Here is a 23215-nt window from a genome sequence, read left to right as displayed (position 1 = left end):
GCATGATGGATCATCTCTTTGCCGAGGGGGCCAGAACGCGGCACGCCATTGGCGTTCATACCGGATGCGCGATGACCGTGCTCGGCCCAATTCCGGTCGCGGACATGGGTGTGACACTCATGCATGAGCACATCTTCCTTGACGGAGCGACCTCATGGAAGTGCCCTTGCCATCCCGACGAAAAGGCGATCGCCGAACAGCCGGTTGGAATAGAGATCATCGGCGAGTTGCGGATGAACCCCTATATGAACCGCGACAACGTCTCGCTGGATGATCGGGATCTGGCGCTAGCCGAACTTTCCCGCTTCCAGAAGCTTGGCGGCCATACCGTGGTTGAAACCACCAACTTTGGCATAGGGCGCGATGCCGAACAATTGGCCCGCATCGCCCGCATGTCCGGTCTGAAGATCATCATGGGAACCGGTTTCTACCTGGAGCATACGCATCCGGAGTGGCTGAAGGGCATGGATCTGGACGAGGTCACCGCCTTCATCGTCAACGACGTCGGCGGTGGCGAAACCCAGCCAGATATCATGGCAGGCATCATCGGTGAGGTCGGCGTCAGCAAGGACTTTACAGCCGAGGAGCAAAAATCCTTGAGGGCATCGGCGCGAGCCTCGCGGTTGACTGGCCTGCCTCTATCCATCCATTTGCCGGGATGGGAACGCCTTGCCCATCGCGTCCTTGATGTGGTCGAGGATGAAGGCGCGGACCTGCGTCACACCGTGCTCTGCCACATGAATCCCAGCCATAATGATCTTCAATATCAAAAGAGCCTCGCGGAACGCGGTGCCTTCCTGGAATACGACATGATCGGCATGGATTATTATTACGCCGATCAGAATGCGCAATCGCCATCGGACGAGGAGAACGCGAGGGCGATCAGGGCGCTCATAGACCTGGGCTTCGCCGATCGGCTGCTTCTGTCTCAGGACGTCTTTCTCAAGATCATGCTGACCCGCTATGGCGGCTTCGGCTACGGCTACATTCTCAAGCATTTCCTGCCGCGACTGAAGCGTCACGGTGTCGATCAGCAGGCGATCGACCAAATGCTGATCACCAATCCCCAATCGGTATTTTCCGCCTCGGCCTGAAGGTCGGGTGCATCCAAGGAGCAGACATGAGCAAGAAAAAGGTTCTTCTGGCGGGTGAATCATGGGTTTCGACCGCCACCCATATCAAGGGTTTCGATCAGTTTCCGACGGTGACCTATCACACCGGTGCCGACGAATTGCTGAAGGCATTGAAGGACAGCGCCTTTGATGTCACCTTCATGCCGGCCCATGAGGCGCAGCGTGATTTCCCGCTGACAGCCGAAGCACTCGCGGAATATGACGCGGTCGTTCTGTCCGATATCGGCGCAAACACGCTGCTATTGCACCCTGATACCTGGATTCATTCCAAGAGGACGCCAAACCGGCTGAAGCTGCTGCGCGATTACGTTACAAATGGCGGCGCGTTGCTGATGTTCGGCGGCTATTACAGCTTCCAAGGCATCAATGGCGGCGCGCGCTATCATAAAACGCCAGTGGAGGAGGTGCTGCCGGTAACCTGCCTTGCCATCGATGACCGCGTTGAAGTTCCCGAGGGGTTTTCGCCCGTCGTGACAGGCAATGACACCCACCCGGTTCTCAAAGGCCTCGGCAAAGATTGGCCCTACCTTCTCGGTTTCAATGAGGTGAAGGCGAAGCCAGGAGCTGACGTGCTTGCGACGGTTTCAGGCGAATATGGTTCGCAGCCACTTTTGGTAACCGGCACCTATGGCGCCGGCAGGACACTCGTCTGGACTTCGGATGTCGGTCCACACTGGCTGCCGCCGGAGTTCATTGCCTGGAACGGCTACAAGACGCTCTTCGAGCAGATGCTGGCCTGGGCAACGCTCAAGGACTGACGCCCATGCGCCTCCACGTCGTCGGCAATGTCTGCGTCGATACGAGCTTCCGCCTGCCACGCCTGCCGCGTCCGGGGGAAACGCTCAATGCGACCTCGATCGTTGAAGGCATAGGAGGCAAGGGTGCCAATCAAGCCGTGGCGGCGGCGCGAAGCGGGGCAGCGGTGTGCTTCTGGAGCGCGCTTGGCGACGACGACATGGCGGATGGCGTGAGCGAGACGTTGAAGAGCGACCTCGAGGTCGATCGACTGATCCGCCTGCCTCTTTCCACCGACCGTTCGACGATCCTGCTGGAAGAAGCCGGCGAAAACGCCATCGTCAGCGCCGTCGCCTGCGCGCGAGCCTTCGATCCGATCCGGCAATCGGCCCTGACGCGGACCTGGAGCAAGGGCGACATCCTTCTGATGCAGGGCAACCTGTTCAGGGAGGTCACCGCCAGCTGTCTGAAGCTTGCCGGGAGGTCAGGCCTGAAGACGGTGCTCAATGCCAGTCCTCTGTCGGACATGACGGTCGAGGATCTTGCCGACGTGGATCTTGTCATCGTCAATCAAGGCGAAGCCGCGGCGCTGACGGGCATGGAAAGCCCAAGGGCAGCGGCAAACCTGCTTTTGGAGAACGGAGCGAGAAGCGTCGTCGTGACGCTTGGAAGCCAAGGCAGCCTCATATGGGATCAGGCGGATCAAACACCAGTTTTCCTCGCAGCGCCCAAGAGCGCGGTCGTTGATACCAGCGGCGCCGGTGACTGCTTTGCGGGCGTCCTCGTCGGCATGCTCGCACAAGGAAAACCCCTGACCGCAGCCGCGAACGTGGCAACCAAGGCCGCCGGCATCTCCGTCGGTCGTCTTGGAACGCTCGCCTCCTACCCCTCGCGGGTGGAAATTTCGGACATCATCAAGAGATCAGAACTGGAAAACACATGAGTGGGACAATGAAACCCATCGGGCAGATAGCTGGCAACGCGCTCATCGATCTTTTCGGGCGCGAAAAGGCGATCATAGGCGTCGTTCACCTGGCGCCGCTTCCCGGTGCGCCGCGCTACTCCGGCGAGGAGATCGAGACCGTCTACCAGCGCGGACTTGACGATGCCCGCGCCTACCTTGTCGGCGGCTGCGACGCCGTGATCATCGAGAACCACGGCGATATTCCTTTTTCCAAGCCCGATGACATCGGCCCCGAAACCTCGGCCTACATGGCCGTCATCTCCGATCGCATCCGTCGCGAACTCGGCGGTCCGATCGGCATCAATGTTCTTGCGAATGCCGCCATTCCGGCGCTTGCAATCGCCAGTGCGGCAGGCGCGGGCTTCGTGCGCGTCAATCAATGGGCGAACGCCTATGTCGCCAATGAAGGCTTCATCGAGGGAGAAGCTGCCCGCGCAATGCGCTATCGCGCACGGCTCAATGCCCATGGCATCCGCATCTTCGCCGATGCCCATGTCAAACATGGAGCGCATGCCATCGTTGCGGACCGACCGATCGAGGAACAGGTCAAGGATCTCGTCTTCTTTGACGCAGATGCCATTATCGCCACAGGGCAAAGGACAGGGCATGCAGCCGATCTCGATTACATCAAAATGATCAAGCGGGCGGCGGGGCTGCCGACCCTCGTCGGTAGCGGTGTGACGCCGGAAAATGGTAACGACATTCTGTCAGTAGCCGATGGTGTGATCATTGCAAGCTCACTGAAGTATGATGGCGTCTGGTGGAACGCGGTCGATCCGCAAAGGGTAAAAGACTTCGTGACAGGCATCCATCGATGACGTCATACCCACAAATCAATGCGCAGCGTCTGCTGCGGCGCATTGCCGATTTTGCAACGATAGGAGCAACGCCAGCGGGAGGGGTGAACCGTCAAGCGTTGAGCATCGGAGATAGGACGGCCCGGCGCCGGCTTGCGGAACTGGCCGTTGCCCGCGGTTTCAAAGCCAACCAGGATGCGATTGCCAATCTGTTCATCCGGCGTGAGGGACATGATCCTTCATTGCCGCCCGTTTTGATTGGCAGCCATCTTGACAGCCAGCCCACGGGAGGCAGGTTTGATGGTGCGCTTGGCACGCTATCCGCCTTCGAGGTATTGGAAGCCCTTGAGGATGCCGGAGCCGTTACGGAACGATCCGTCGAAGTTGTGTCTTGGACCAACGAGGAAGGTAGCCGCTTCTCTCCCGGCTGCATGGGATCCATGGCCTTTATTGGCGCGGGCGACATGGCTGTGTGGCAGGATGCGCGCGGCACCGACGGGGCCAGGCTTGGCGATGAATTGGAGGCGACATTGAAGGCACTGCCGGAAGCCAAGATGCAGCCGGTCGGCCATGCGGTGTCCGCTTTCGTTGAGATGCATATTGAGCAGGGACCCGTTCTCGAGCGCGCGGGCATCCCGATCGGCCTCGTCACCGGCGTACAAGGAACCAGATGGCTCGAAGTTACCTTCAGCGGCGAGGCGGCCCATGCTGGCACGACTCCGCTGGAATTCCGCAAGGATCCCATGGCGGCGGCCGTCGCGGCGATCGCGCAACTGCAGCTCCTCGTCATGCCTGCCGATCCGATGGCGCGGCTGACCGTTGGTCGAATGAGCGTCGAACCCAGTTCCGTCAACGTCATTCCAAGCACGGTCACATTCACCATCGACATCCGCCATCCGCGAGAAGACGTGCTTTCTTCCATAGAAGCTCAAATCGACGCGGAATGCCGCGCGTCGGCTATGCGCCATATGGTCGATGTGCTCATCAAAAAACGTTTCGACTTGACACCCGGACAATTTGACACGACAGTCGTCGATGTGATCGACAAGGCTTGCGAAAGGCTTGGCGTTTCCAACATGAAATTGGTTTCCGGCGCCTTCCACGATGCACTTTTCATCAGTCGTGTTGCACCGACAGCGATGATCTTTGTTCCGTGCCGAAACGGCATCAGCCATAACGAGGCTGAATTTGTCACCTCGGAGAACATCGAGACAGGCGCGAAGGTACTGCTTGAGACCGCCCTTTCCTTGGCTCGATGAGCAATGATCATCCCCCTTAAGGCGGCCGATGATAGCGCGATAGAATCACCGACGGCATGCGGACGCAGTGGCGGACGATGCCGATCGCGTTGCAGCGAGCGCCAATGGATTTGCCTTTAATGGCTGGAAAGTGGTGCCGCCCTCCGCCGACTATCGCAGGCGCTCAAAAAGGAGCGCCCACACTATCAATCGGCGGTATACGGCATCCCCCAACCCCTAACGTTCGAGTTCCTCAGTAATGTCGGCGCAGAAATCGACAAATGCGCGCACCTTCGCTGGCGGCTGCTTGCGCGATGGTTGGAAAGCAAAGAGCGGGAAACGCTCGCCATGCCAGTCGGGGAAGAGGTCGATCAGCGATCCTGTCGCCAATGCCTGCCCAACTCCCCAGCCGATTACCTGAGCAATGCCGGTTCCAGCAAGGCATTCATCGAGCATGGTCTTGGGGTCGGTGAACGTCAACGGTCCGCTCGTCGGAACATCGATTGTCTCGCCTCCCCGGATAAATTCCCATTCGAATGGCCTCCCGGTATAGGGATCGATAAACTGCAGACAGCGATGAACGGAGAGGTCGCGAGGATGCGCCGGACGGCCATGGCGCTCCAGATAGCGAGGCGACGCCACGGTCAGAATTGGTGCTTCTATTAGCTTTCGCGCAATCAGGCTGGCAAAGCGAGGCTGGCCGAACCGGATCGCGAGATCGATACCGTCTGCGACAAGATCTCCGACATGCTCTCTGGTCACGAACTCGATAGATAGATCCGGATAGCGTTCGCAGAATCCGCCAAGCCGGCCTGCGAGCACGAGCGGCAGGAAGAATGGATCGATATCCACTTTCAAGCGACCGCGCACCGCTGTCGCCGCGCCGGATACGACCACGGCAGCGTCTTCGATCGCATTCAAGTGCGGCTTCACCTCTTCATAAAACCGCCGGCCCTCGTCGGTTAGCGTCACCGAGCGCGTCGTTCGATCGAGCAGGCGCACGCCGAGGCGTGTCTCAAGACGGCCAATGGCCCGGCTTACACCGGAATCGGTGATGCCGATCAGTTCAGCGCCTTTGACGAAGCTCCCACCTTCAACGACGGCCGCAAACACGCTCACCCCCGAGAGAATCCGTCCATCAAAAGACATGTGCCGACTCCTGACTTTTGGTCAGGAATCATCTGACATAAACGCACTTAATTCAAGATCATTCCAGAGCGATAACGGTCCCGTGCCTTAAACCTGAAAGGACCCAGTCGTGAGCAATCTCAACCATCCCCGCACGCTTTTCAAAGGCGGCACCATACTGACAATGGACAAGACGGTCGGCAATCTCGCCATCGGCGACCTGCTCGTGGAACACGGCAGAATAGCGGCCATCGGACAGAACTTCGCCGTTACCGATGCAACGGTTATTGATGCTTCTGACAGCATCGTCATGCCAGGTCTGATCGACGCCCATCATCACATGTGGCTGGGCGCAATGCGCCGCATGATGCCCGATGTGCACGATCTCTTTGCCTATATCGATGTGGTGGCGGAAACGCTGGGCTGCCATTATCGACCGCTGGATATGTATCTCAGCACCCGGCTTACGGCGCTTGCCTGTCTCGATGCCGGCATCACGACCGTCATCGACGCTTGCCATTCCTCCCGCAGCCCGGAACATACCGACGCAGCGCTCGACGCTCTCGATGGCAGCGGCATCCGCGCCCTGCACATGGTCGGTGCCGCCATGGACAAGAAGGCGTCTGCCGCCCACCTGCCAGGCGATCTGAAGCGGCTGGCGGAGAACTGGAACCAAGGCGATGGCCTTGTGCGTGTCGGCCTGTTCGGCCAGCTCAATCTCGATTGGTGGAAGGTCGCCCGCAGCCTGAATATGCGCATTCTGACCGAGTTCATCGGCGATCTAGCCAAGCTCGGCCCGGAATTTGCCGAAGAGGGCGTGCTCGGCCCGCACAACATCTTCAATCATTGCACCCGCATTCCGCGGGAGACGTGGCGCCTCTTTGCCAATGCCGGCGTGAACATTACCGTCAACCCGCGTTCCGATGCACTGTTCGGTTTCGATGACGAGAGTTTCGCGTATCAGCAAGCGATCGACCATGGCCTGACACCGGCTATCGGCATCGATCTCGACACGGCCTTCGGCAGCGACATGTTCGGCGAGATGCACGCCCTATTCCTGCAGCAGCGCTCGGCCATGCGTTACCGCAAATTCCGAGGCGAAGATAATGTGCCCTTGCCGATCACCGTCGAGCGCGTCCTTGAAGCGGCAACCGTGAACGGTGCACGCGCCGCGGGACTTGAGAGCGAGGTCGGTTCGCTGGCGCCCGGCAAGCAGGCCGATATCATCATGGTGCGTGCCGACGGGGTCGCCGTCATACCGGTCAACAACGTTGTCGGCACGATCGTCCAGGCCGTCGAGCACTCGGATGTCGATACGGTCATGGTCGCCGGCGAGATCCGCAAGCATGGCGGAAAGCTGGTCGGCACCGATCTCATCAAGCTGTCATCGGAGATCGCCGCGTCGCGCGATTACCTGCTGGAAAAGAGCGGCTATCGCCTGGACCGCCTCGGCGCACCCGCCCCCGAAGAAGCGGCCTGAATCGGTGCCGCCGCTTTTCAGCGACGCTGCTATCCCACAGATTTTTCAGAATGGAGGCTGTCATGTCAGCATCTCTCATCAATGAGACGACGGAAGCGAAAGCCGCTCCCGCATATCTTTCCCGCCCTGCCCCGGGGATCATCGCCGCGCTCTTTTGTGGCTATCTCGCGGTCGGACTCCCGCTTCCGGTTATTCCGCTCTTCATCCACGACAAGCTCGGTTTCAACAATCTGGTCGTCGGCCTGGTGATTGGTATCCAATTCCTCGCTACCGTGCTCAGTCGTGGCTATGCGGGACGCTTGACCGATCTCAAGGGCGGTCAGCGTTCCGCCCTGCAAGGTGCCGCAATCAGCATGACCGCAGGGCTGCTCTATCTGGCGGCGGCCATGCCTATTCTCTCGCCCGATGTCAGCCTTGCAATTCTTGCTGTCGGGCGGTTGATTGCCGGTCTCGGGGAGAGCCTCTTCGTCACCGGCTGTGTCTCCTGGTCGATCGCCTCGGTCGGACCACAGCGCGCAGGCATGTCGATGTCGTGGACCGGCATTGCCATGTTCGCGGCACTGGCCATCGGCGCGCCGGTCGGCATGGCTCTGTATCAGTCTTATGGCCTGGAGACCGCAATGATCGCCTGCATCCTTGCCCCGCTACTCGCAGTCGCTATCGCATTTCGTTCGACCTCTTATACGAGCCCGGCAGGCCCGCGTCTGCCGTTCCATAAGGTCATCGGCCAAATCTGGCGCGAAGGGGCCGGGCTGATGCTGCAAGGAGTGGGACTGTCGGGTCTTACCGCCTTCGCATCGCTCTACTTCGCAGCCCAGCATTGGAACAATGCCGGCTTGGTCATGACGGCCTTCGGCATCGGCTTCATCTTCGTGCGCGTCGTATTCGGCTCGCTGCCCGACAGAATGAGCGGCTATAGCATCGCATTCTGGTCCTCGGTGATAGTTGCAGCCGGCCAGGCGCTGATCTGGGTGACGCCTAATGAATGGATGGCGCTTGCCGGCGCCCTGGTCACCGGCCTCGGTTGTGCGCTGATCTTTCCCGCTCTCGGCGTCGAAGCGCTGAAGCGAGTGCCTCCGGCCAATCGTGGCAGCGCCATGGGCGGCTTCGTGGCTTTTCTCGATATCGCCTACGGCATTTCCGGTCCGGTCGCTGGCATCATCGCCGGACAGTTCGGATATGCGGCCGTCTACCTCTTTGGCGCCGCCTGCGCCCTCGCCGGTGCCGCACTTGTCCAGACCGCCCGCTCTTCGCAATCCTGACCATTATTCCACATTGCCTGTGAGACTTGCTCGCCGGCTATCAAAGGAGATTTTCATGTCCCGCATCTTCATTTCCGGCTCGTCGACCGGTCTCGGCCTCATGGTGGCTGAACGTCTAACCGAACAAAGCCACCGGGTCGTGCTTCATGCGCGCAATCCGGCTCGCGCCAATGAGGCCCGCCGCGCTCTTCCGAAGGCGGAGGCAGTCGTGATCGGTGATCTCGAGACCATCGCCGGTGCAAAAATTCTCGCCGCCGAAGTCAACAGGCTCGGACGGTTCGATGCTGTGATCCACAATGCCGCCGTCGGCTATCGCGAAGCTCATCGCCTCACCTCCGACGGGCTGCCGCATGTCTTCGCCATAAACACACTATCGGCCTACATTCTGACCGCGCTCATCGAGCCACCGAAGCGGCTAGTCTACCTGTCGTCCGGCATGCACCATCATGCGGATGCCAATCTCGATGATATTCTCTGGAAGCGTCGCAGGTGGAACGGATCAGAGGCTTATGCCGAAAGCAAGCTGCACGACGCAATGCTCGCATTCGCGATCGCGCGACGTTGGAAGGACGTGTTCTCGAATTCATTGGAGCCCGGATGGGTTCCGACCAAGATGGGCGGCCCTGGCGCACCTGATGACATGGCACAGGCCCATCTGACTCAAGCCTGGCTGGCAGCCGGCGACGACCCGAAGGCGGATGTCACGGGAGAATACTTCTATCATCTGAAGCGTCGGACCGCGAACCCGCAGGCTCATGATCCAGCGCTTCAAGACAGCCTCATCGCAATCTGCGAGGAGATCTCGGGCGTGACTTTGCCGAAATAATTCACCGTCGGTCTTTTAGATCTTTAAAAATCTATTGGAACTCGCACGGGAAGCATTCGGGACTCGAAAGAACACTAAGCCAGCATACTCTCCTTCGCCGTAATCTGGTCCGATCCGCCGAAACGACACGTCCAGAGAATTCCGGGCGTCACGTGTTTCTACCTTTCAAATCCACAAGCTTGACTATCGCCGTCTATAAGACGCCCCGCAGTGACGTTCCGGCAGGCGAGCGGTTTCCCCGAAGATCTTTTGCCGCAGTGAACCTTCCGCGTACGCAGTCTTATAGAGACCCCGATCCTGCAAGGCTGGCACTACAACATCAACGAAATCCTCAAAGCCCTCCGGCGCCACCGTGCGGGTGAGGTTAAAGCCGTCGATCTCCCCCTCATCGATCCACGCGGAAAGCTCATCCGCGACCGTTGCGGCATCGCCGACAATGACCGGATACCGGCCGCCGATGGACAGTTCCCCTAGCAATTGCCGCTTGGTCCAGCCTCGTTGCTGCGCAGTTTGCGTTGCTGACTGGCTGGCGTTGGACGGTCCATAGACGATAGTCTCGTCGAGCTCGTAACGCGAAAAATCGATACCCGTGCTCGCCGAAAAATGCGCCAACCCGGCTTCAGGATTAGCATGGTAGAGGTAGTCCGTATATTTTTCCCGCGCCGCGGCGGCCGAGCGATCCGTTACGACAGTTATGCCGACAAGGATTTTCACGTCATCGGGCTTTCGCCCTGCGGCAACAGCCGCCTGGCGCAGCGCCCGGCCAGCGGCGCGTGCTGCGTTCTTGTCGGCGGCTGCAATGAAGATGCATTCGGCATGACGGGCAGCAAATTGCCTGCCGCGACCGGATGTACCCGCCTGATAAAGAACCGGTGTACGCTGTATGGACGGTTCGGCAAGATGATAGCCGCGCGAACGATAGAATTGCCCCTGATGATCTATCTGATGGACTTTTGATGGGTCGGCATAGATGCGCTTTTTCTTGTCCGCCAAAACCGCGTCGTCTTCCCAGCTTCCCTCCCAGAATTTGTACAGGAGTTCGAGATATTCGTCTGCGCGATCGTAGCGGGTATCGTGCTCAATCTGCATATCGAGCCCCAAGCCGCGCGCGGCACTGTCGAGATAGCCGGTTACGATATTCCAGCCAATGCGCCCATCGGTCAGATGATCGAGCGTCGACATGCGCCGCGCAAAAACATAGGGCGCATCCGTACTGGCATTGACTGTTACACCAAAGCCAAGATGCTGCGTCACGGCCGCCATGGCGGATACCAGCAACAAGGGATCATTGAGCGGCAACTGAATGGATTCGCGCAACGTTAGATCGACCGAGTTCTGGTAGACGTCATAGACGCCGAGAATATCGGCCAGGAAAATGCCATCGAAAAGGCCGCGTTCCAGCGTCGCCGCAAGCGATGTCCAATAGCTCAGCGTCTTATAGCGATCGGACTGATCTCGCGGATGGGTCCATAGCCCGTGATTGATGTGGCCGACGCAGTTCATGTTGAATGCGTTGAGCAGTATCTTTTTTCTTTGCGTGACCATCTCGTCCGTCGTTTCAGTTTCGATCGCGCCGTATTGTAGCGCTTGCCATCGACATAGCCGCCCTCCAGACGAGCTTCCGCTGCTCAATCACGACAACGTCGGCTTCAGACCGCTGGTGTCGGCTCGCCGAGCGATAGCATCAATCGGTTTGCCCAATTGAAGAAGGCAGCCCCATGGATCACGTCGGCGATTTCCAGATCATCCAGGCCCTCCTCGCGCAATCTGACGATCTCGTTGGCTCCAAATTGCGATGGCGTCGCGGTGAGCGCGGCTGAAGCCTCGACAACCGCATTCCAGCGACTGCCAAGATCAGCCTGAAGCCCATCATCCAGCAGACGCTGCACGTCATCCGTCCGCTTGGAATGATGGGCGGCGAAGCGAGAATGGACCGATGCGCAAAAAATACAGCCATTCGCCCGCGATGCGGCCGTGGCGGCCAGTTCACGCTCAGCACGAGGAAGGCCGGCCGAGACATTGTAGAAGATATCCTTGTCCGTCTTGGTACGGGCCTGGAGAATGTCGGGATCGCGTACCAACAACATGAAATACGGCGACTTCGCGCGGGATGCATCCACAAGGCCTGCCCAGTGGCGCTCGGTCAAGTCCGCCTCATCAAGCGGCCGCAGCCAGGGTGTCCAGCCGATTTCAGCTTGAGTGAAGGCGTTTGGTCGGTCTGCGATTTCGGGATGAATTACGGTTTCGGTCATGAAAGGATTCCTTGTTCGTGCGATCAGGCTTGCGCGACATGTCCGACATCGGCTGGATTGGCAGCCAAGGCCCTCAAGCCTGTAACGACCCTGATCTGAAACGCGAGAAATGCGACCAGCTGTGACAAGGTAACGATGCCCGTGGTCGTCCAGCCGGAGTCCAGCAGCTTCTGCAGCGCCGCGGCACTCGCCTCCCTCGGACGGAAGACCAGAAGATGGCTGTGTTCGAGCGCCGCGCTGAGCTTCAGGTCCAGAAGTTTCCGGCTTTCGCCCGAAACCTCATAAACGAAGCCCGGCCGGTCCTCGCGGGAAAGCGGGCCAGCCGGATAATGGCCGTAAGGTCCGGTTGTATCGCCGACCTCCAGCTCCGCGGAGATGATGGCGACGAGCTCCGGGCCGTGCGCCTCATCCCGCAACTTGGAAGAATAAAAATTCGCGATCTCCTGCGCCTTGTGGAGGCCGGCGACAAAGGCGGCGACGGCAAAGCGCTCCGCCGGGGTCACGCTTCCCCAATGCTCGGGCTCGAAAAGAGCTTCATAGCTCTTTTGAGCATTGAGGCGCGTCTCGGGCCGTTGTGCCCGAAGGCCGTCAAGATCGGACCCAGGATCTATTCCCGCGAGAAAATCGATGACGTCTCTGGTCTGCAAAGTCATGGTCGATGCCTTCTCTTCGGATACTGCTATTGGACTTGCGCCGCCAAGCGGCGCTCTTTTCCGGTTAGGTTCTGCCGCACCCAACCAAGCGCTGGGGCGACATGAGCAGCCGTCAGTTCCAGCGAGCGCAGGATATGTTCATGCGGCGGATCGACGGAATGCACTTGAAAGACCAGATCCGTGACCCGCGCCAATGCCGTGTCTGCCTGAAGCGACGCGATAACGTCGTCGGGGGTGCCGACGTGAACATCGAAGGCTCCAATCAAATCAGCCGTGGTTTCGCCTGGGATCACGAAGCCCGCCGCCTTGAAGTGTTCGACGATCCGCCTCAAGCCGATATCGGCGAAATGAAGGGCCTCTTTCCTGCTATCGGCGACAAAGAGGCTCCGTGAACCCAATATCCGCGGCTGACGCCCTGCCGGCAACGCAGACAGGTAGGCATCGATAATCGGATTCTGCAGGTCCCAAAGCTTGGCGTGCGGCGTCTCGATCGGCCGCGGCTGTGTGCGCGACAACATCAGCCCGTCCCCATCGCGGCCGGCACGCAAGCCGCCGCCAACGGAAAATGTCGCCTGCCACACATGGTCGCGCAAATGCGGTGCCGCAGGATAGAGGCGGTTGCCGCCCGCAAGCTCTCCGCCCGCCCAGGCATCGCGCACGAGAGCAAGATGATTGCCATAGACCTCCGTGCGCTGGCTGCTTTCCAGGCCGAAGGGAAGGAAGGCCTGCGGGGTGCCGCCCGTTCCGAAGCCGACCTCCATCCGTCCGCCGAGCAGCTTGTCGAGCACGGCCGTATCTTCGGCGACCCGCACCGCGTTCTCCATCGGCAACGTGATGACACCCGTGCCCAAACGAATATGCGAGGTCTGCGGGGCCAGTGCGGCGAGAAACACCAATGGCGCAGGCAGGCCGCCTTCGTCTCCGTTGAAGTGATGCTGCGCCACCCAGGCCGTGTCGAAGCCATGTTTTTCGGCATGGATGATCTGCTCGGCAACCAGCCTATAGCGGGTTCCGGCATCCACCTGGTCCAGGACCCGGCTGAAGAAGCCCAGTCGCTTCGGTAATGTTGGCGTACTCATGGGATCATCCTGCATTGATAAGGACGGGCGCGGTCGCCCGCGGAAACTTCTTGCCTGGCACCGCATCGATCAGCTCGCGTGTGTATGGGCTGCTTGGATTGGAAAAGACGTCTTCGACGCGACCCGTCTCGACCAGCTGCCCGGCGTTCAGCACCGAGACAGTGTCCGCGATCTGTCGCACGACGGCGAGATCGTGGGAGACGAACAGATAGGTCAGCCCAAGCTCGCGCTGCAACTCGCCCAAGAGATCGAGGATCTGCGCCTGCACCGTTACGTCAAGCGCGGAGACAGCCTCGTCGAGCACCAGGATCCGCGGATCGAGCACCAGCGCACGGGCGATCGCGACGCGCTGGCGCTGCCCTCCCGAAAGCGAATGCGGCCGACGTTGCGATATGTCGGCTGGCAGCCTGACCTTGTCGAGAGTGGCCGCCACCTTCGCCAATCGCTCACTGCGGGGCAGCCGTTCGAAATTCAACAACGGCTCCTCGACGATTCCCGTAATCGTCTGGCGTGGGTCGAGCGAACCATAGGGATTTTGATAGACGAGCTGGACCTTCTTGCGCAGCTGCCTCAGCGCTTCACCGCGCAACGAAGCCAGGTCGAGCCCGTCGATCAGTACCTGGCCCGAAGTCGGCTTCTGAAACGCGGAAACGATCCTTATCGTCGTCGTCTTGCCGGAGCCGGATTCACCGACGATTGCATGGGTGCTGCCGCGGCGAACGCGAAAAGAGACATCGTCGACCGCCCGGAAACTGCCGCCGCGACCGGCACCGAAATCCTGCACCAGCCTATCGACCACGACGATGTCGTCGTCCGCCGCGACGGATGCAACCGGGTGTGCCGGCGCGGCCTTCGGCCGCGCATTCAACGATGGCGCGTCGGCAAGCAGGCGGCGCGTATAGTTGCTTCGCGGGTTTGCGAGAATGTCGGCCGTGCGCCCCCGCTCCTGGATACGGCCGTGCTGCAGGACGATCAACCTGTCGGATCGATCGGCGGCGACCCCGAGGTCATGGGTCACCAAGAGGACCGCCGTGCCATATTCCCGTCTCAGATCGTCGATCAGATCGAGAATGTGCCTCTGCACCGTCACATCCAGGGCACTGGTGGGTTCGTCGGCGATGATCAGCGAAGGTTTCAGCGCGATGGCAATGGCGATCAACACGCGCTGACGCATGCCGCCGGAGAGCTCATGGGGATACTGCCTGGCGCGCAATTGAGGCTGGCTGAGGCCGACACGTTCCAGCAATTCGATCGCTTGAACGCGAGCAGCCGCTCCAGACGCCCGGCCATGCACCGTCAGGATTTCGGCGACCTGTTCGCCGATCGTCCTCACCGGATTGAGCGAATTGCCCGGATCCTGCGGCACGAGGCTGATGACGGAGCCGCGAATGCCATCCAGCCGCCTTTGCGGCCAGCCGGCAATATCCTGGCCGTTCAGGCGGATGCTTCCCTGCTGGAGAATGCCGCCTTCGGGCAGAAGGCCGATCAACGCCTGTGCGGTGGAGCTCTTGCCTGAACCGGATTCGCCGACGAGGGCGACCACTTCGCCGGCGCGAACCTCAAAGCCAATATCGTGAACCACCGTGCGCTGGCCGCTCCTGTCGCGATAGGCGACCCTGAGGCCCGCCACATCGAGGATCGGCGCACCCTCTTCCTCAATGGTTTCAATGATCGGAGCCGTCATTTCCCAATGCTCCCGATTGCCCGGCTGATGCGATTGATGGAAATAACCACCAGGACGACGACAAGACCGGGCGCCGCCGTCAGCCACCAGGCGGTTGCGATATAATTGCGTCCTTCGGCGATCAGCAGGCCCCATTCCGGTGTCGGTGGCGGCGCGCCATAGCCGAGAAAGCCGAGCGTCGCGAGCTGCAGGATCGCCCAGCCGGCCTGAAGTGCCGCGAAGGCGATTACCGAGGTCAGCGAATTCGGCAGGATGTGACGCCAGAGCACCTTGAGGAAGGTGCCGCCGCTGCCGAAGGCGGCCTCGACATATTCGCTTCGGCGCACGGTGACGACTTCGGAGCGAACCAATCTGGCAAACTTGGCGATCAGCGTGCAGCCGACCGCGATCGCGGCGTTGACGGTGCCAAAACCGAGCAGAACGATGATGCTGAGCGATAAGAGAAGATCCGGTATCGACAGCATGACATCGACCAACCTCATGATGACCGTCTCGATCCTGCCGCCAAATGATCCAGCAAGGACGCCGAGCGTCGTGCCGGCCACAAGCGCGATACCGACGGCCGCGAGCGCGCCCGATAGCGAGTGAATTGCGCCATAGACGATGCGGGCATAGAGATCCCGCCCGAGCGAATCCGTCCCCAGGAGATGGGTGGCGCTGGGCGGTCGTAGATGTTGCCCGGGCAGTCCCTGCACAGGGTTGTAGATCGTAAAGAGACTGGGGAGGAATGCCCAAAGGATAGCCAGCGCGAGGATAAGGCACGCAAGGAAGAGACCAGGCTGAATGCGGGGAAAACGCCCGCCAGCTCCGGCGTTCTCACGAACATCGGTCTCGGGCGTCACGGGCGATACACTGACTTTCCGGTCGGACGCATCGAGGTCTGGATGATGTCGGGCGGTTTCGATCGTTGCCATCACACAGCTCCCAACTTGGTTTTCAGACGCGGATCGAGCACGGGATAGAGAAGATCGACCACAAGGTTGATGACGACGAAAGCGGTCGCGGCAATGACGACGATCGCTTGAAGAACGGCGACATCCTGACTGTCCACGGCCTGTTTCGTCAGCCCGCCGATACCATTGAGGCCAAAGACCGTTTCGGTGATGACCGCGCTGGCGATCAGTTCCCCGAACAGCAATCCGGCAACGGTCAGAACCGGCAGCAGCGTATTCTTGGCAACGTGGCGCCACAGGACCTTGGCATGCGAAAGTCCCTTGGCCCGAGCCACGGGCACGAATGGCTTCGTCAGGACCTCGTCTATGTTCTTCAGCAGGATTTGCGCCAACGGAGCGGAAATCGGCACCGCGACGGTCAGAATGGGCAGGAAAAGACCCTCCCAGGGTCCGGGATTGATGACCGGCACGAAGCGAAGCCGGAAGGAGAATATCTGAATGAGCATGATGCCGAGCCAAAAAGTCGGCACCGATATGAACAGCGACGGAATGGATTGGATCAGGCTTCGCAGCCAGGCAAAACCGGAGAGATTGCAGGCGATTGCGATCAGAACGGCGAGAAGTGTCGCCACCGCAAACCCCGATGCTGCAAGCAGAAGGGATGGTGGCAGATTGGTGGCAAGCAGCGAGCTCACCGGAACGCCCGCTTGCAGTGAATAGCCGAAATCCCCCGTCAAAAAATTCCGGACCGCATGGAGATATTGATGCAGGAACGATCCGTCGGCGCCATAAGCCGCCCTGATATCGGCAAGCTGTTCGGGGCTTAGTCCGTAATCCGGGTTCTGGAACTTGATCAGCACCGCGTCGCCAGGCAGCGACTGCAGCAAAACGAACGAAACGGTGAAGGCCGCCCATAAGACGAACAGCGCCTGCCCGAACCTCGATAATATGTATCTTGCCATGCCACTACCATGTCTTCGCATGAAGGAGGGCCCGGCACCACGCCGGGCCAGCCCCTTTTCATCAATGTTCAGCGAGCCAGGCACTGTAGAAGGACGGGCGTCCCACGGCCTCGAATGCGACCCCCTTCACGTAAGGCGCGCCAGCGAAGACCTGCGGCTCCTCGAAGAAGGGGATGACATAGGCCTGATCGAGCAGATATTCCTGCGCCGCCTTCGCCGCCGCCAGTCGCTTGTCGCGATCCGTTTCGGAGGCGACGGTTTCCAGGATGCCGTTCAGCTTGTCATCCGAGAAGGTCGCCTTGGGATTGAGGCCGCCCTTCTGCAGCAGGGCATCGCGGTTCTTGGGGTAGAACTGGCTCTTGATGACATCGGGATCGGCACGGCCGACCTCGGCGACGACCAGCGGAGTCTTGGCAGGATCGATATTGTCGGTGACCAGATTTCCCGAGGTTCCGGCAAGAACCTGCAGCTTGACACCGAGCTTGGCCCATTGCTGCGCAACGAGCTGCAGCACGGCCTTGTTCTGCGGCTGGGGCAAGGATTCATAGACGGCAAGCGAAAGCGGCTTGCCACCCTTCTCGCGAACGCCGCTCGCGCCCTTCTTCCACCCGGCTTCGTCCAGGAGCTTTTCAGCAAGAGCCGGATCGTAGGTCAGCTTCGACGACAAATCCGTGTAGCCGGCCGCGGCCGACGAAATGACCGATTTCGCCTGCGGATAATTTGCCGAAAACAGCGTATCGACGATTTCCTTGTTGTTGGTCGCATGCAGGAGTGCCTGGCGAACCCTAATATCGGCAACGAGCGGATTGTCCGGGCGGAAGGCAACGCTGTCGTTCACGCCGCGTGTCGGCGCCGCATAGATCGCGAAATTCTGATCGGACACCTGCTTCTCGTCATAGGCCTGCAGCTGACGGATGAAATCGGCCTGGCCGGAAAGCAATGCGCCGATGCGCACGCTGTCCTCGCCGGTGATGATGTACTTGATCCCGTCCAGATAGGCCCGGCCCTGATGCGCCAACTTGTTTGGACCCCAGTTATAGTCTGTCCGCGCTTTCAGCGAGAGCTGCTTGCCGAGCGTCTCGCTTTCGACGACAAAGGGGCCGGACCCGATGATCTTCGTCGCATCGCCGAGCTGGTCGAAAGGCAATGCCAGCGTCTTTAGGGAAACCAAGCCCGATCCGATCACGGCGGTTCCCTGCAGGAAACCCGGAGACGGCTTCTTGAAGTAGAACTTGACCGTATAGGGATCGACGACTTCGCTATGATCGTAGTTGTTGATGACCTCGGAAACCGGCTGCTTCAGCTCCTTGTTGCCAAGGCCGAACGTATCATAATTCTTCGCCACGGCATTGGCGTCGAGCGGAGAACCGTCGGAAAATGTCACGCCCTTGCGGATCTTGAACGTATATTCCGTCGCCTTGTCGTTGACTGTCCAGGATTCGGCGATCCACGGCTCGATATCGAGCGTCTTCGGGTTCTGATAGGTGAGCTTGTCGCTGATCTGGTTGAGAATGCCACCATTCGGATAGAAGCCGCCCGCCGGCGGGTAAAGGTTCGTATGCGCCTGCTGTTCAAGATAAATCAGCGTGCCGCCCTTGACCGGCTGGTCATCGGCGAATGCCGACGGCGCCACCAATAGCCACACGCTTAGTAAACTTGCCGCCTTGAATTTGGCTTTGATGCCCATTGTGTAAGCCTCTGTATGAAAACGCGCATCAAACTACGGCAAACACCAAGCTATCTATAGAATTAATATTCTAATTTGGTCGCAAGTCAGGAAACGAACGCGCGGGTATATCACGAGGTTGAATAGGCGATGGCTCCTTGATGGGGTTGGCATCCGCTTGAAGCGAGCGGCGCGATATTCGGACGTTTAGAAACAATTTCGCAATCTCCAATGCACGTTCCTCAATACCCTTCAACCTCTTCTACTAGAATTGTTTTCCCCTATCGCCCGACTATTTGGCACCGCCGCGAATAGCTCACCGCATCTTTTACATATATAATCCACTAAATTAATGGACTAATCGAACTTAGAACGCCGCCGATCGTTCGTTCGGAAGAATCCATTTCAAGGGGTGATGAAAATGACCAGACAGGTGATTGAATATGCCGGCATTCCGGTGGGCATCGTCGTTCCGGACAAGGGCGCGCTAAGGTTCATCGCGGTCAAGTTTCACGTCTATGACCTTGACGGCCAACATTTTGCCGCCGCCTCCGACGTGCTGCGAGCAATCCACAAGTTGGTATCCACAACGTCTGGCAATCTCAACCGAGCCGCGTAAAGGAGGCATATCATGAGCAGGCTGCGTCGTTTCTTTCGCCTCTCGGCACAACGCGACGAGATCGAGACAAGGCTGCTGGCGCAAGAATATCGGGCGCTCATTCTCGATGATCTTGTCGATGACGGTACTAGCCATGAGCTGCAATCGAAATCCGTCGAACTATCTCATGAGATCGGTTCGCATCGACGTCAGCCTTACCGTGGATAGCCAATCCTGTTCGACGCATTTCAGCAGCCGCTCCCGTTCGGCCCGCGAACACGGTTGCTGATGTGATCACCAAAGCCGCGGCATGCCGAATGCGGCGCAAAGACCGCAATTTAACATACCTCTATGTCGGGAGCCCCCAATGGCTGTTACTGCCCAACCCCTCATCCTCGATCACGCCGTCATTGGCGTCCTTGATCGGCTGGACGAGGCGGCTGCGATCTATCGCAAACTCGGCTTCGCGCTGACGCCACGAGGTTACCATACCCTGGGCTCCATCAATCATCTTGCCGTGTTCGGCGAGAACTATCTGGAGCTACTCGGATTTCCGCCTGACAGTGATGACAAACGCACCGATCTCTGGTCTTATCCGATCGGTTTGAACGGACTTGCCTTTCGAACCACGGACGCAGCCAGCCTGCAACGCGAATTGGGCGATGCCGGCAAATCCGTCACCGAATGGCGGGACTTCTCGCGCCCTGTCAACGTGGGAGGCATAGAGAAGTCAGCCAGTTTCCGCACCTTCCAGATCGGCAAGGAGGCGATCTCCAATGGCCGCTTCTTTTTCTGCCAGCACAATACGCCGGAGCTGGTGTGGCAGCAGAGAGATCAGAGCCACCCCAACGGTGTTCTCGATATCGTCGATGTCTTCATCGTCAGCCGCGCTCCCGAAGCGCTAACCGAACTGCTAGGCGGATTTGCCAATACCGCCGCGCCTGAAATCAGCAGGGACGGCATTGCAATTCACGCCGGCATCGTCACACTTCATATCCTGTCCGAGGCTGACGCCGCCTCCCGGTTCGGCTCCGCCATTCCGGCAAGCTTTGACGGCGACGAAAGAAAAGTGGCGCTGGGGCTGAAGGTACGATCGGTTGAAGCAACCGCAGATGTGCTGGCGCAAGGAGGCTTTTCGCCTCGCGCCTTCGAGGGCGGCCTGCTTGTTGATGCCGATGCCGCCAATGGAGTCGCACTATGGTTCAAGAAATGAGTTGGAAGACCGACGCTCATACACGGTGATACGGCACGAACGCTCGGACGGCTGCAACCGAGATTGCGAAATCCGGCATTGCGATTGCGTCGCGTCCGGAAGCAGAACTTAAGACAAGGAATTCCACATGGCCAATCAGCCCGTCACCACCCGCATCGTGCTTGCCTCCCGTCCCGTTGGAAAACCGGTCGTGACGAACTTCCGGCTCGAACAGGAAACCTTGCGGGATCTCGACGAAGGCGAGGTTCTTCTGCAGATCCTTTATCTTTCCCTCGACCCCTATATGCGGGGCCGGATGGACGACGCGAAATCCTATGCCGCGCCGGTCGAAATTGGCGGCGTGATGGAAGGAGGAACCGTTGCGCGCGTGGTCAAATCACGCAATACGGAGTTCACGCCGGGAGACATCGTCCTCTCCCATTCTGGCTGGCAGAGCCATGCGATTTCAAACGGCGCGGGATTACGCAAGCTTGACCCGAATGCGGCGCCGATCTCGACGGCACTCGGCATTCTCGGAATGCCGGGCTTCACCGCCTATGCGGGGCTGCGCAATATCGGGCGGCCCAAGGCGGGAGAGACATTGGTCGTGGCCGCCGCCAGCGGCGCGGTCGGCTCGGCCGTCGGGCAGATCAGCAAGATCTTTGGTGCGCGAGTAGTTGGTATTGCAGGCGGCCCGGACAAATGCCGTTATATCCGCGACGAACTCGGCTTCGATGCCGCGATCGATCACCGGGCCGACGATTTTCAAGCCCGGCTCGCGTCTGCTTGCCGGAACGGCATCGACATTTATTTCGAAAATGTCGGCGGACATGTCTGGAACGCGGTGTTTCCATTGCTGAACGATTTCGCGCGCGTTCCGGTCTGCGGACTGATCGCACATTATAACGAAGACCCGTCCACCTCGCACGGAACAGACCAACTGCCTGCGGTGATGCGCGCCATCCTGAGAAAAAGCCTGACCATCCGAGGTTTCATACAGCGCGAATTCGCCGATCAACGCCCCGATTTCTATCGCGAAGCCGGAAAATGGATTGCCGAGGGGCGCCTCAAATATAAGGAAGACATCGTAGATGGGCTCGAAAACGCTCCGGAGGCTTTTCTCGGGCTTCTGGAAGGGCGGAACTTCGGTAAGCTGATCGTGCGTGTCGCACAGAGCTGATCCCCCGCCGTCAAGTAGGTGGATATCGGTTCTTCACCGCAATCCATCCGCAATGGCCTCGGCGACTTTTCTTGCCTGCACGCGGATATCCGGCACGGCGGTAATTTCCCAGAACTGACCAGCGGTCAGCGCGCCAACGGCATAGATGATTGCTTCCTTGCCGCTCGAGTCAGGGATGCGTGAGCGAGCATCGACCACCAATCCGAGACCAAGCGGATCCGCCTCGATCAGGCCTTTGCGCTGCATCTCCTGCAGCAATGGGGAATGCGCGATGCCTGCTCGTTCCATGCCAGTGCAATTCACGATCCAGTCCGCCTCGATGGATGCTGTAAAGCTCTCGCCGCGAGGCCGGTAATGTACGGTTAAAGCCTTGGTTTTCTCGACATTCCGCAGATGTCCGGCTCGGATCGAAACCTGGCCGTTTTGCAGCATCCTTTCAAACCGCCGGAACACATCCGGAGCAACACGATGACGATGAATGTTCCACCACGGCAAGGCATGGCGTAAAAAGCGACGGCGCTCGATCTCCGGCAATCTCGACCAGAGAGCTTGCGTCTTCGGGCGTAAGCCATCCATGACCCTGCGCCAGTCCCCCGCATCTTTGCTCTCGCGACGGAGAACATGCAGGAGTTCACTCATCCGCGTGGGCAAGGCTTCGACGTCGATGTCGACCGCCGACTTGGGATGGCTGACATGATCGTGCGGAACGAGGCCGCGCCGTGACAATACGATTATCTTGCCGGTGAAACCGTGGGCAAACAGTGCCAAAACCTGATCGATCATCGTCAGTCCCGAACCCAAGATACAGACCGTATCGGCCTTACCCACCCGTCTCAACCATGACAGCCGCCATGGATTTTCGATGATATGGGAGCGCGCGTCCGCGGATAGTCGGGAAACATCAAACGGCAGTTGCGCATTGCCAACGCCGAGACAGAGCACGACGCTTCGCCCGGCGATCTCATTGCCGTTGTCCAAAATAAAGCCAAGCGCGGAACCATATCGCTCAACGCATCCCGTCGCCTTGGCCTTAATGAAGTCGACCCGACAACGCTGTTTCCTGTTACGCAGCAGAGCGGCCAAACTGTCTCGAATATACAGGCCATAGTCCTGCCTGGAGGCGAAATCTCCCGCGTCCAGCGGCCGCCTGCGTTCCCGCAGCCATTCGACAAAGGCATTCGGACGATCCGGAAACAAGCTCATGCGGCCGGCCGGCACGTTCAGGCGATGCAAATAGAGTTCTGTCCGATAGGCGGTCCCGCGACCAAAGCCAGGATCGTCGCCGACAATGGCGATCGATGCCGTTTCAGGGAGCAGCTCTACGAGATTGCAAACGGTGGAAATGGCGGAAAAACCAGAACCCACGACAACGGCATCATAGATCATCGCTGGCCTTTTCCGCTTTCGAATAGAGGCAAGACAATTACCGATATCTCCCTTTCGCTGATCTAGGGCAGATGATTTCCGATCCAACATGTGATGGTGGCATTGCG

The 23215-nt window shown here is 59.3% G+C and carries 22 protein-coding genes; 12 read left to right on the top strand and 10 right to left on the bottom strand.

Translation table 11 applies throughout. The features are described 5' to 3' along the window. Positions 1–5: 5 nt before the first annotated feature. The 5 genes from AC13RC_RS06650 to AC13RC_RS06630 are packed head-to-tail and all read left to right on the top strand — an operon-like array spanning position 6 to position 4888. Positions 6–1094: a phosphotriesterase family protein gene (locus AC13RC_RS06650; RefSeq protein ID WP_488557037.1), complete on the top strand. Its 1089-nt coding sequence runs from the start codon at positions 6–8 to the stop codon at positions 1092–1094. A 26-nt stretch (positions 1095–1120) separates the two neighbouring features. Further along, a complete protein-coding gene (locus AC13RC_RS06645) occupies positions 1121–1891 on the top strand; it encodes a glutamine amidotransferase (RefSeq protein ID WP_113421133.1) in 771 nt (256 codons plus the stop codon). Positions 1892–1896: 5 nt separating this feature from the next. Next, complete coding sequence (locus AC13RC_RS06640) at positions 1897–2811, top strand: PfkB family carbohydrate kinase (protein ID WP_145323183.1); 915 nt, start codon at positions 1897–1899, stop codon at positions 2809–2811. Beyond that, positions 2808–3650: a BtpA/SgcQ family protein gene (locus AC13RC_RS06635; protein WP_488556785.1), complete on the top strand. Its 843-nt coding sequence runs from the start codon at positions 2808–2810 to the stop codon at positions 3648–3650. The genes AC13RC_RS06640 and AC13RC_RS06635 overlap by 4 nt, the downstream gene beginning before the upstream one ends. Beyond that, on the top strand, positions 3647–4888 hold the full coding sequence (locus AC13RC_RS06630; protein WP_113388574.1) for a Zn-dependent hydrolase: 1242 nt from the start codon (positions 3647–3649) through the stop codon (positions 4886–4888). The genes AC13RC_RS06635 and AC13RC_RS06630 overlap by 4 nt, the downstream gene beginning before the upstream one ends. 216 nt (positions 4889–5104) lie before the next feature. On the opposite strand, the gene AC13RC_RS06625 is transcribed toward AC13RC_RS06630, so the two are convergent. Next, the gene (locus tag AC13RC_RS06625; RefSeq protein WP_488556784.1) at positions 5105–6016 is read right to left on the bottom strand and encodes a LysR family transcriptional regulator; all 912 of its coding nucleotides are present in this window, start codon (positions 6014–6016) and stop codon (positions 5105–5107) included. Positions 6017–6125: 109 nt separating this feature from the next. On the opposite strand from AC13RC_RS06625, the gene AC13RC_RS06620 reads away from it, so the two are divergent. The 3 genes from AC13RC_RS06620 to AC13RC_RS06610 all read left to right on the top strand — a co-directional run bounded on the left by AC13RC_RS06620 (position 6126) and on the right by AC13RC_RS06610 (position 9563). Further along, on the top strand, positions 6126–7475 hold the full coding sequence (locus AC13RC_RS06620) for an amidohydrolase family protein (RefSeq protein WP_488556783.1): 1350 nt from the start codon (positions 6126–6128) through the stop codon (positions 7473–7475). 62 nt (positions 7476–7537) lie between these two features. Continuing rightward, a complete protein-coding gene (locus AC13RC_RS06615) occupies positions 7538–8737 on the top strand; it encodes an arabinose transporter (RefSeq protein WP_488556782.1) in 1200 nt (399 codons plus the stop codon). Between the two features lie 55 nt (positions 8738–8792). Further along, positions 8793–9563, top strand: a complete 771-nt coding sequence (locus tag AC13RC_RS06610; RefSeq protein WP_488556781.1) for an SDR family NAD(P)-dependent oxidoreductase — start codon at positions 8793–8795, stop codon at positions 9561–9563. Between the two features lie 183 nt (positions 9564–9746). On the opposite strand, the gene AC13RC_RS06605 is transcribed toward AC13RC_RS06610, so the two are convergent. The 8 genes from AC13RC_RS06605 to AC13RC_RS06570 form a co-directional block, all read right to left on the bottom strand. Continuing rightward, complete coding sequence (locus AC13RC_RS06605) at positions 9747–11108, bottom strand: LLM class flavin-dependent oxidoreductase (RefSeq protein WP_113421141.1); 1362 nt, start codon at positions 11106–11108, stop codon at positions 9747–9749. Between the two features lie 104 nt (positions 11109–11212). Beyond that, on the bottom strand, positions 11213–11815 hold the full coding sequence (locus AC13RC_RS06600) for an alkylhydroperoxidase domain protein (RefSeq protein ID WP_488556780.1): 603 nt from the start codon (positions 11813–11815) through the stop codon (positions 11213–11215). 23 nt (positions 11816–11838) lie between these two features. Then, entirely contained in the window at positions 11839–12468 is a 630-nt protein-coding gene (locus AC13RC_RS06595; RefSeq protein WP_113421143.1) for a CMD domain protein, read from the bottom strand. Positions 12469–12494: 26 nt separating this feature from the next. Further along, entirely contained in the window at positions 12495–13547 is a 1053-nt protein-coding gene (locus AC13RC_RS06590; RefSeq protein ID WP_113421144.1) for a putative FMN-dependent luciferase-like monooxygenase, read from the bottom strand. A 4-nt stretch (positions 13548–13551) separates the two neighbouring features. Further along, positions 13552–15231: a dipeptide ABC transporter ATP-binding protein gene (locus tag AC13RC_RS06585; protein WP_488556779.1), complete on the bottom strand. Its 1680-nt coding sequence runs from the start codon at positions 15229–15231 to the stop codon at positions 13552–13554. Beyond that, positions 15228–16145, bottom strand: a complete 918-nt coding sequence (locus tag AC13RC_RS06580; protein WP_113366296.1) for an ABC transporter permease — start codon at positions 16143–16145, stop codon at positions 15228–15230. The genes AC13RC_RS06585 and AC13RC_RS06580 overlap by 4 nt, the downstream gene beginning before the upstream one ends. Beyond that, positions 16145–17086 (bottom strand): ABC transporter permease, encoded by a 942-nt coding sequence (locus AC13RC_RS06575; RefSeq protein ID WP_488556778.1) that lies wholly within the window; start codon positions 17084–17086, stop codon positions 16145–16147. The genes AC13RC_RS06580 and AC13RC_RS06575 overlap by 1 nt, the downstream gene beginning before the upstream one ends. Positions 17087–17147: 61 nt before the next feature. Next, positions 17148–18773, bottom strand: coding sequence for a TIGR04028 family ABC transporter substrate-binding protein (locus tag AC13RC_RS06570; protein WP_488556777.1), 1626 nt, complete (start codon positions 18771–18773; stop codon positions 17148–17150). A 400-nt stretch (positions 18774–19173) separates the two neighbouring features. Here AC13RC_RS06570 and AC13RC_RS06565 point away from each other — a divergent pair, with 400 nt between their 5' ends. The 4 genes from AC13RC_RS06565 to AC13RC_RS06550 all read left to right on the top strand — a co-directional run bounded on the left by AC13RC_RS06565 (position 19174) and on the right by AC13RC_RS06550 (position 21722). Then, complete coding sequence (locus AC13RC_RS06565) at positions 19174–19371, top strand: hypothetical protein (RefSeq protein ID WP_113331329.1); 198 nt, start codon at positions 19174–19176, stop codon at positions 19369–19371. A gap of 12 nt (positions 19372–19383) precedes the next feature. Then, positions 19384–19578 (top strand): hypothetical protein, encoded by a 195-nt coding sequence (locus tag AC13RC_RS06560; protein ID WP_113331247.1) that lies wholly within the window; start codon positions 19384–19386, stop codon positions 19576–19578. A 139-nt stretch (positions 19579–19717) separates the two neighbouring features. Continuing rightward, on the top strand, positions 19718–20563 hold the full coding sequence (locus AC13RC_RS06555; RefSeq protein ID WP_113396485.1) for a VOC family protein: 846 nt from the start codon (positions 19718–19720) through the stop codon (positions 20561–20563). A gap of 127 nt (positions 20564–20690) precedes the next feature. Next, positions 20691–21722, top strand: a complete 1032-nt coding sequence (locus AC13RC_RS06550; RefSeq protein WP_488556776.1) for an NADP-dependent oxidoreductase — start codon at positions 20691–20693, stop codon at positions 21720–21722. Positions 21723–21755: 33 nt separating this feature from the next. Here the strand turns inward: AC13RC_RS06550 and AC13RC_RS06545 are convergent, their stop codons facing one another. Next, the gene (locus AC13RC_RS06545) at positions 21756–23108 is read right to left on the bottom strand and encodes an FAD/NAD(P)-binding protein (RefSeq protein WP_488556775.1); all 1353 of its coding nucleotides are present in this window, start codon (positions 23106–23108) and stop codon (positions 21756–21758) included. Positions 23109–23215: the final 107 nt, after the last annotated feature.

The organism is Martinezella sp. CNPSo 3890 (genome assembly GCF_057784455.1).
Note: the sequence above shows the minus strand (reverse complement) of the source record. Positions and strands in the feature narration are given on the sequence as shown.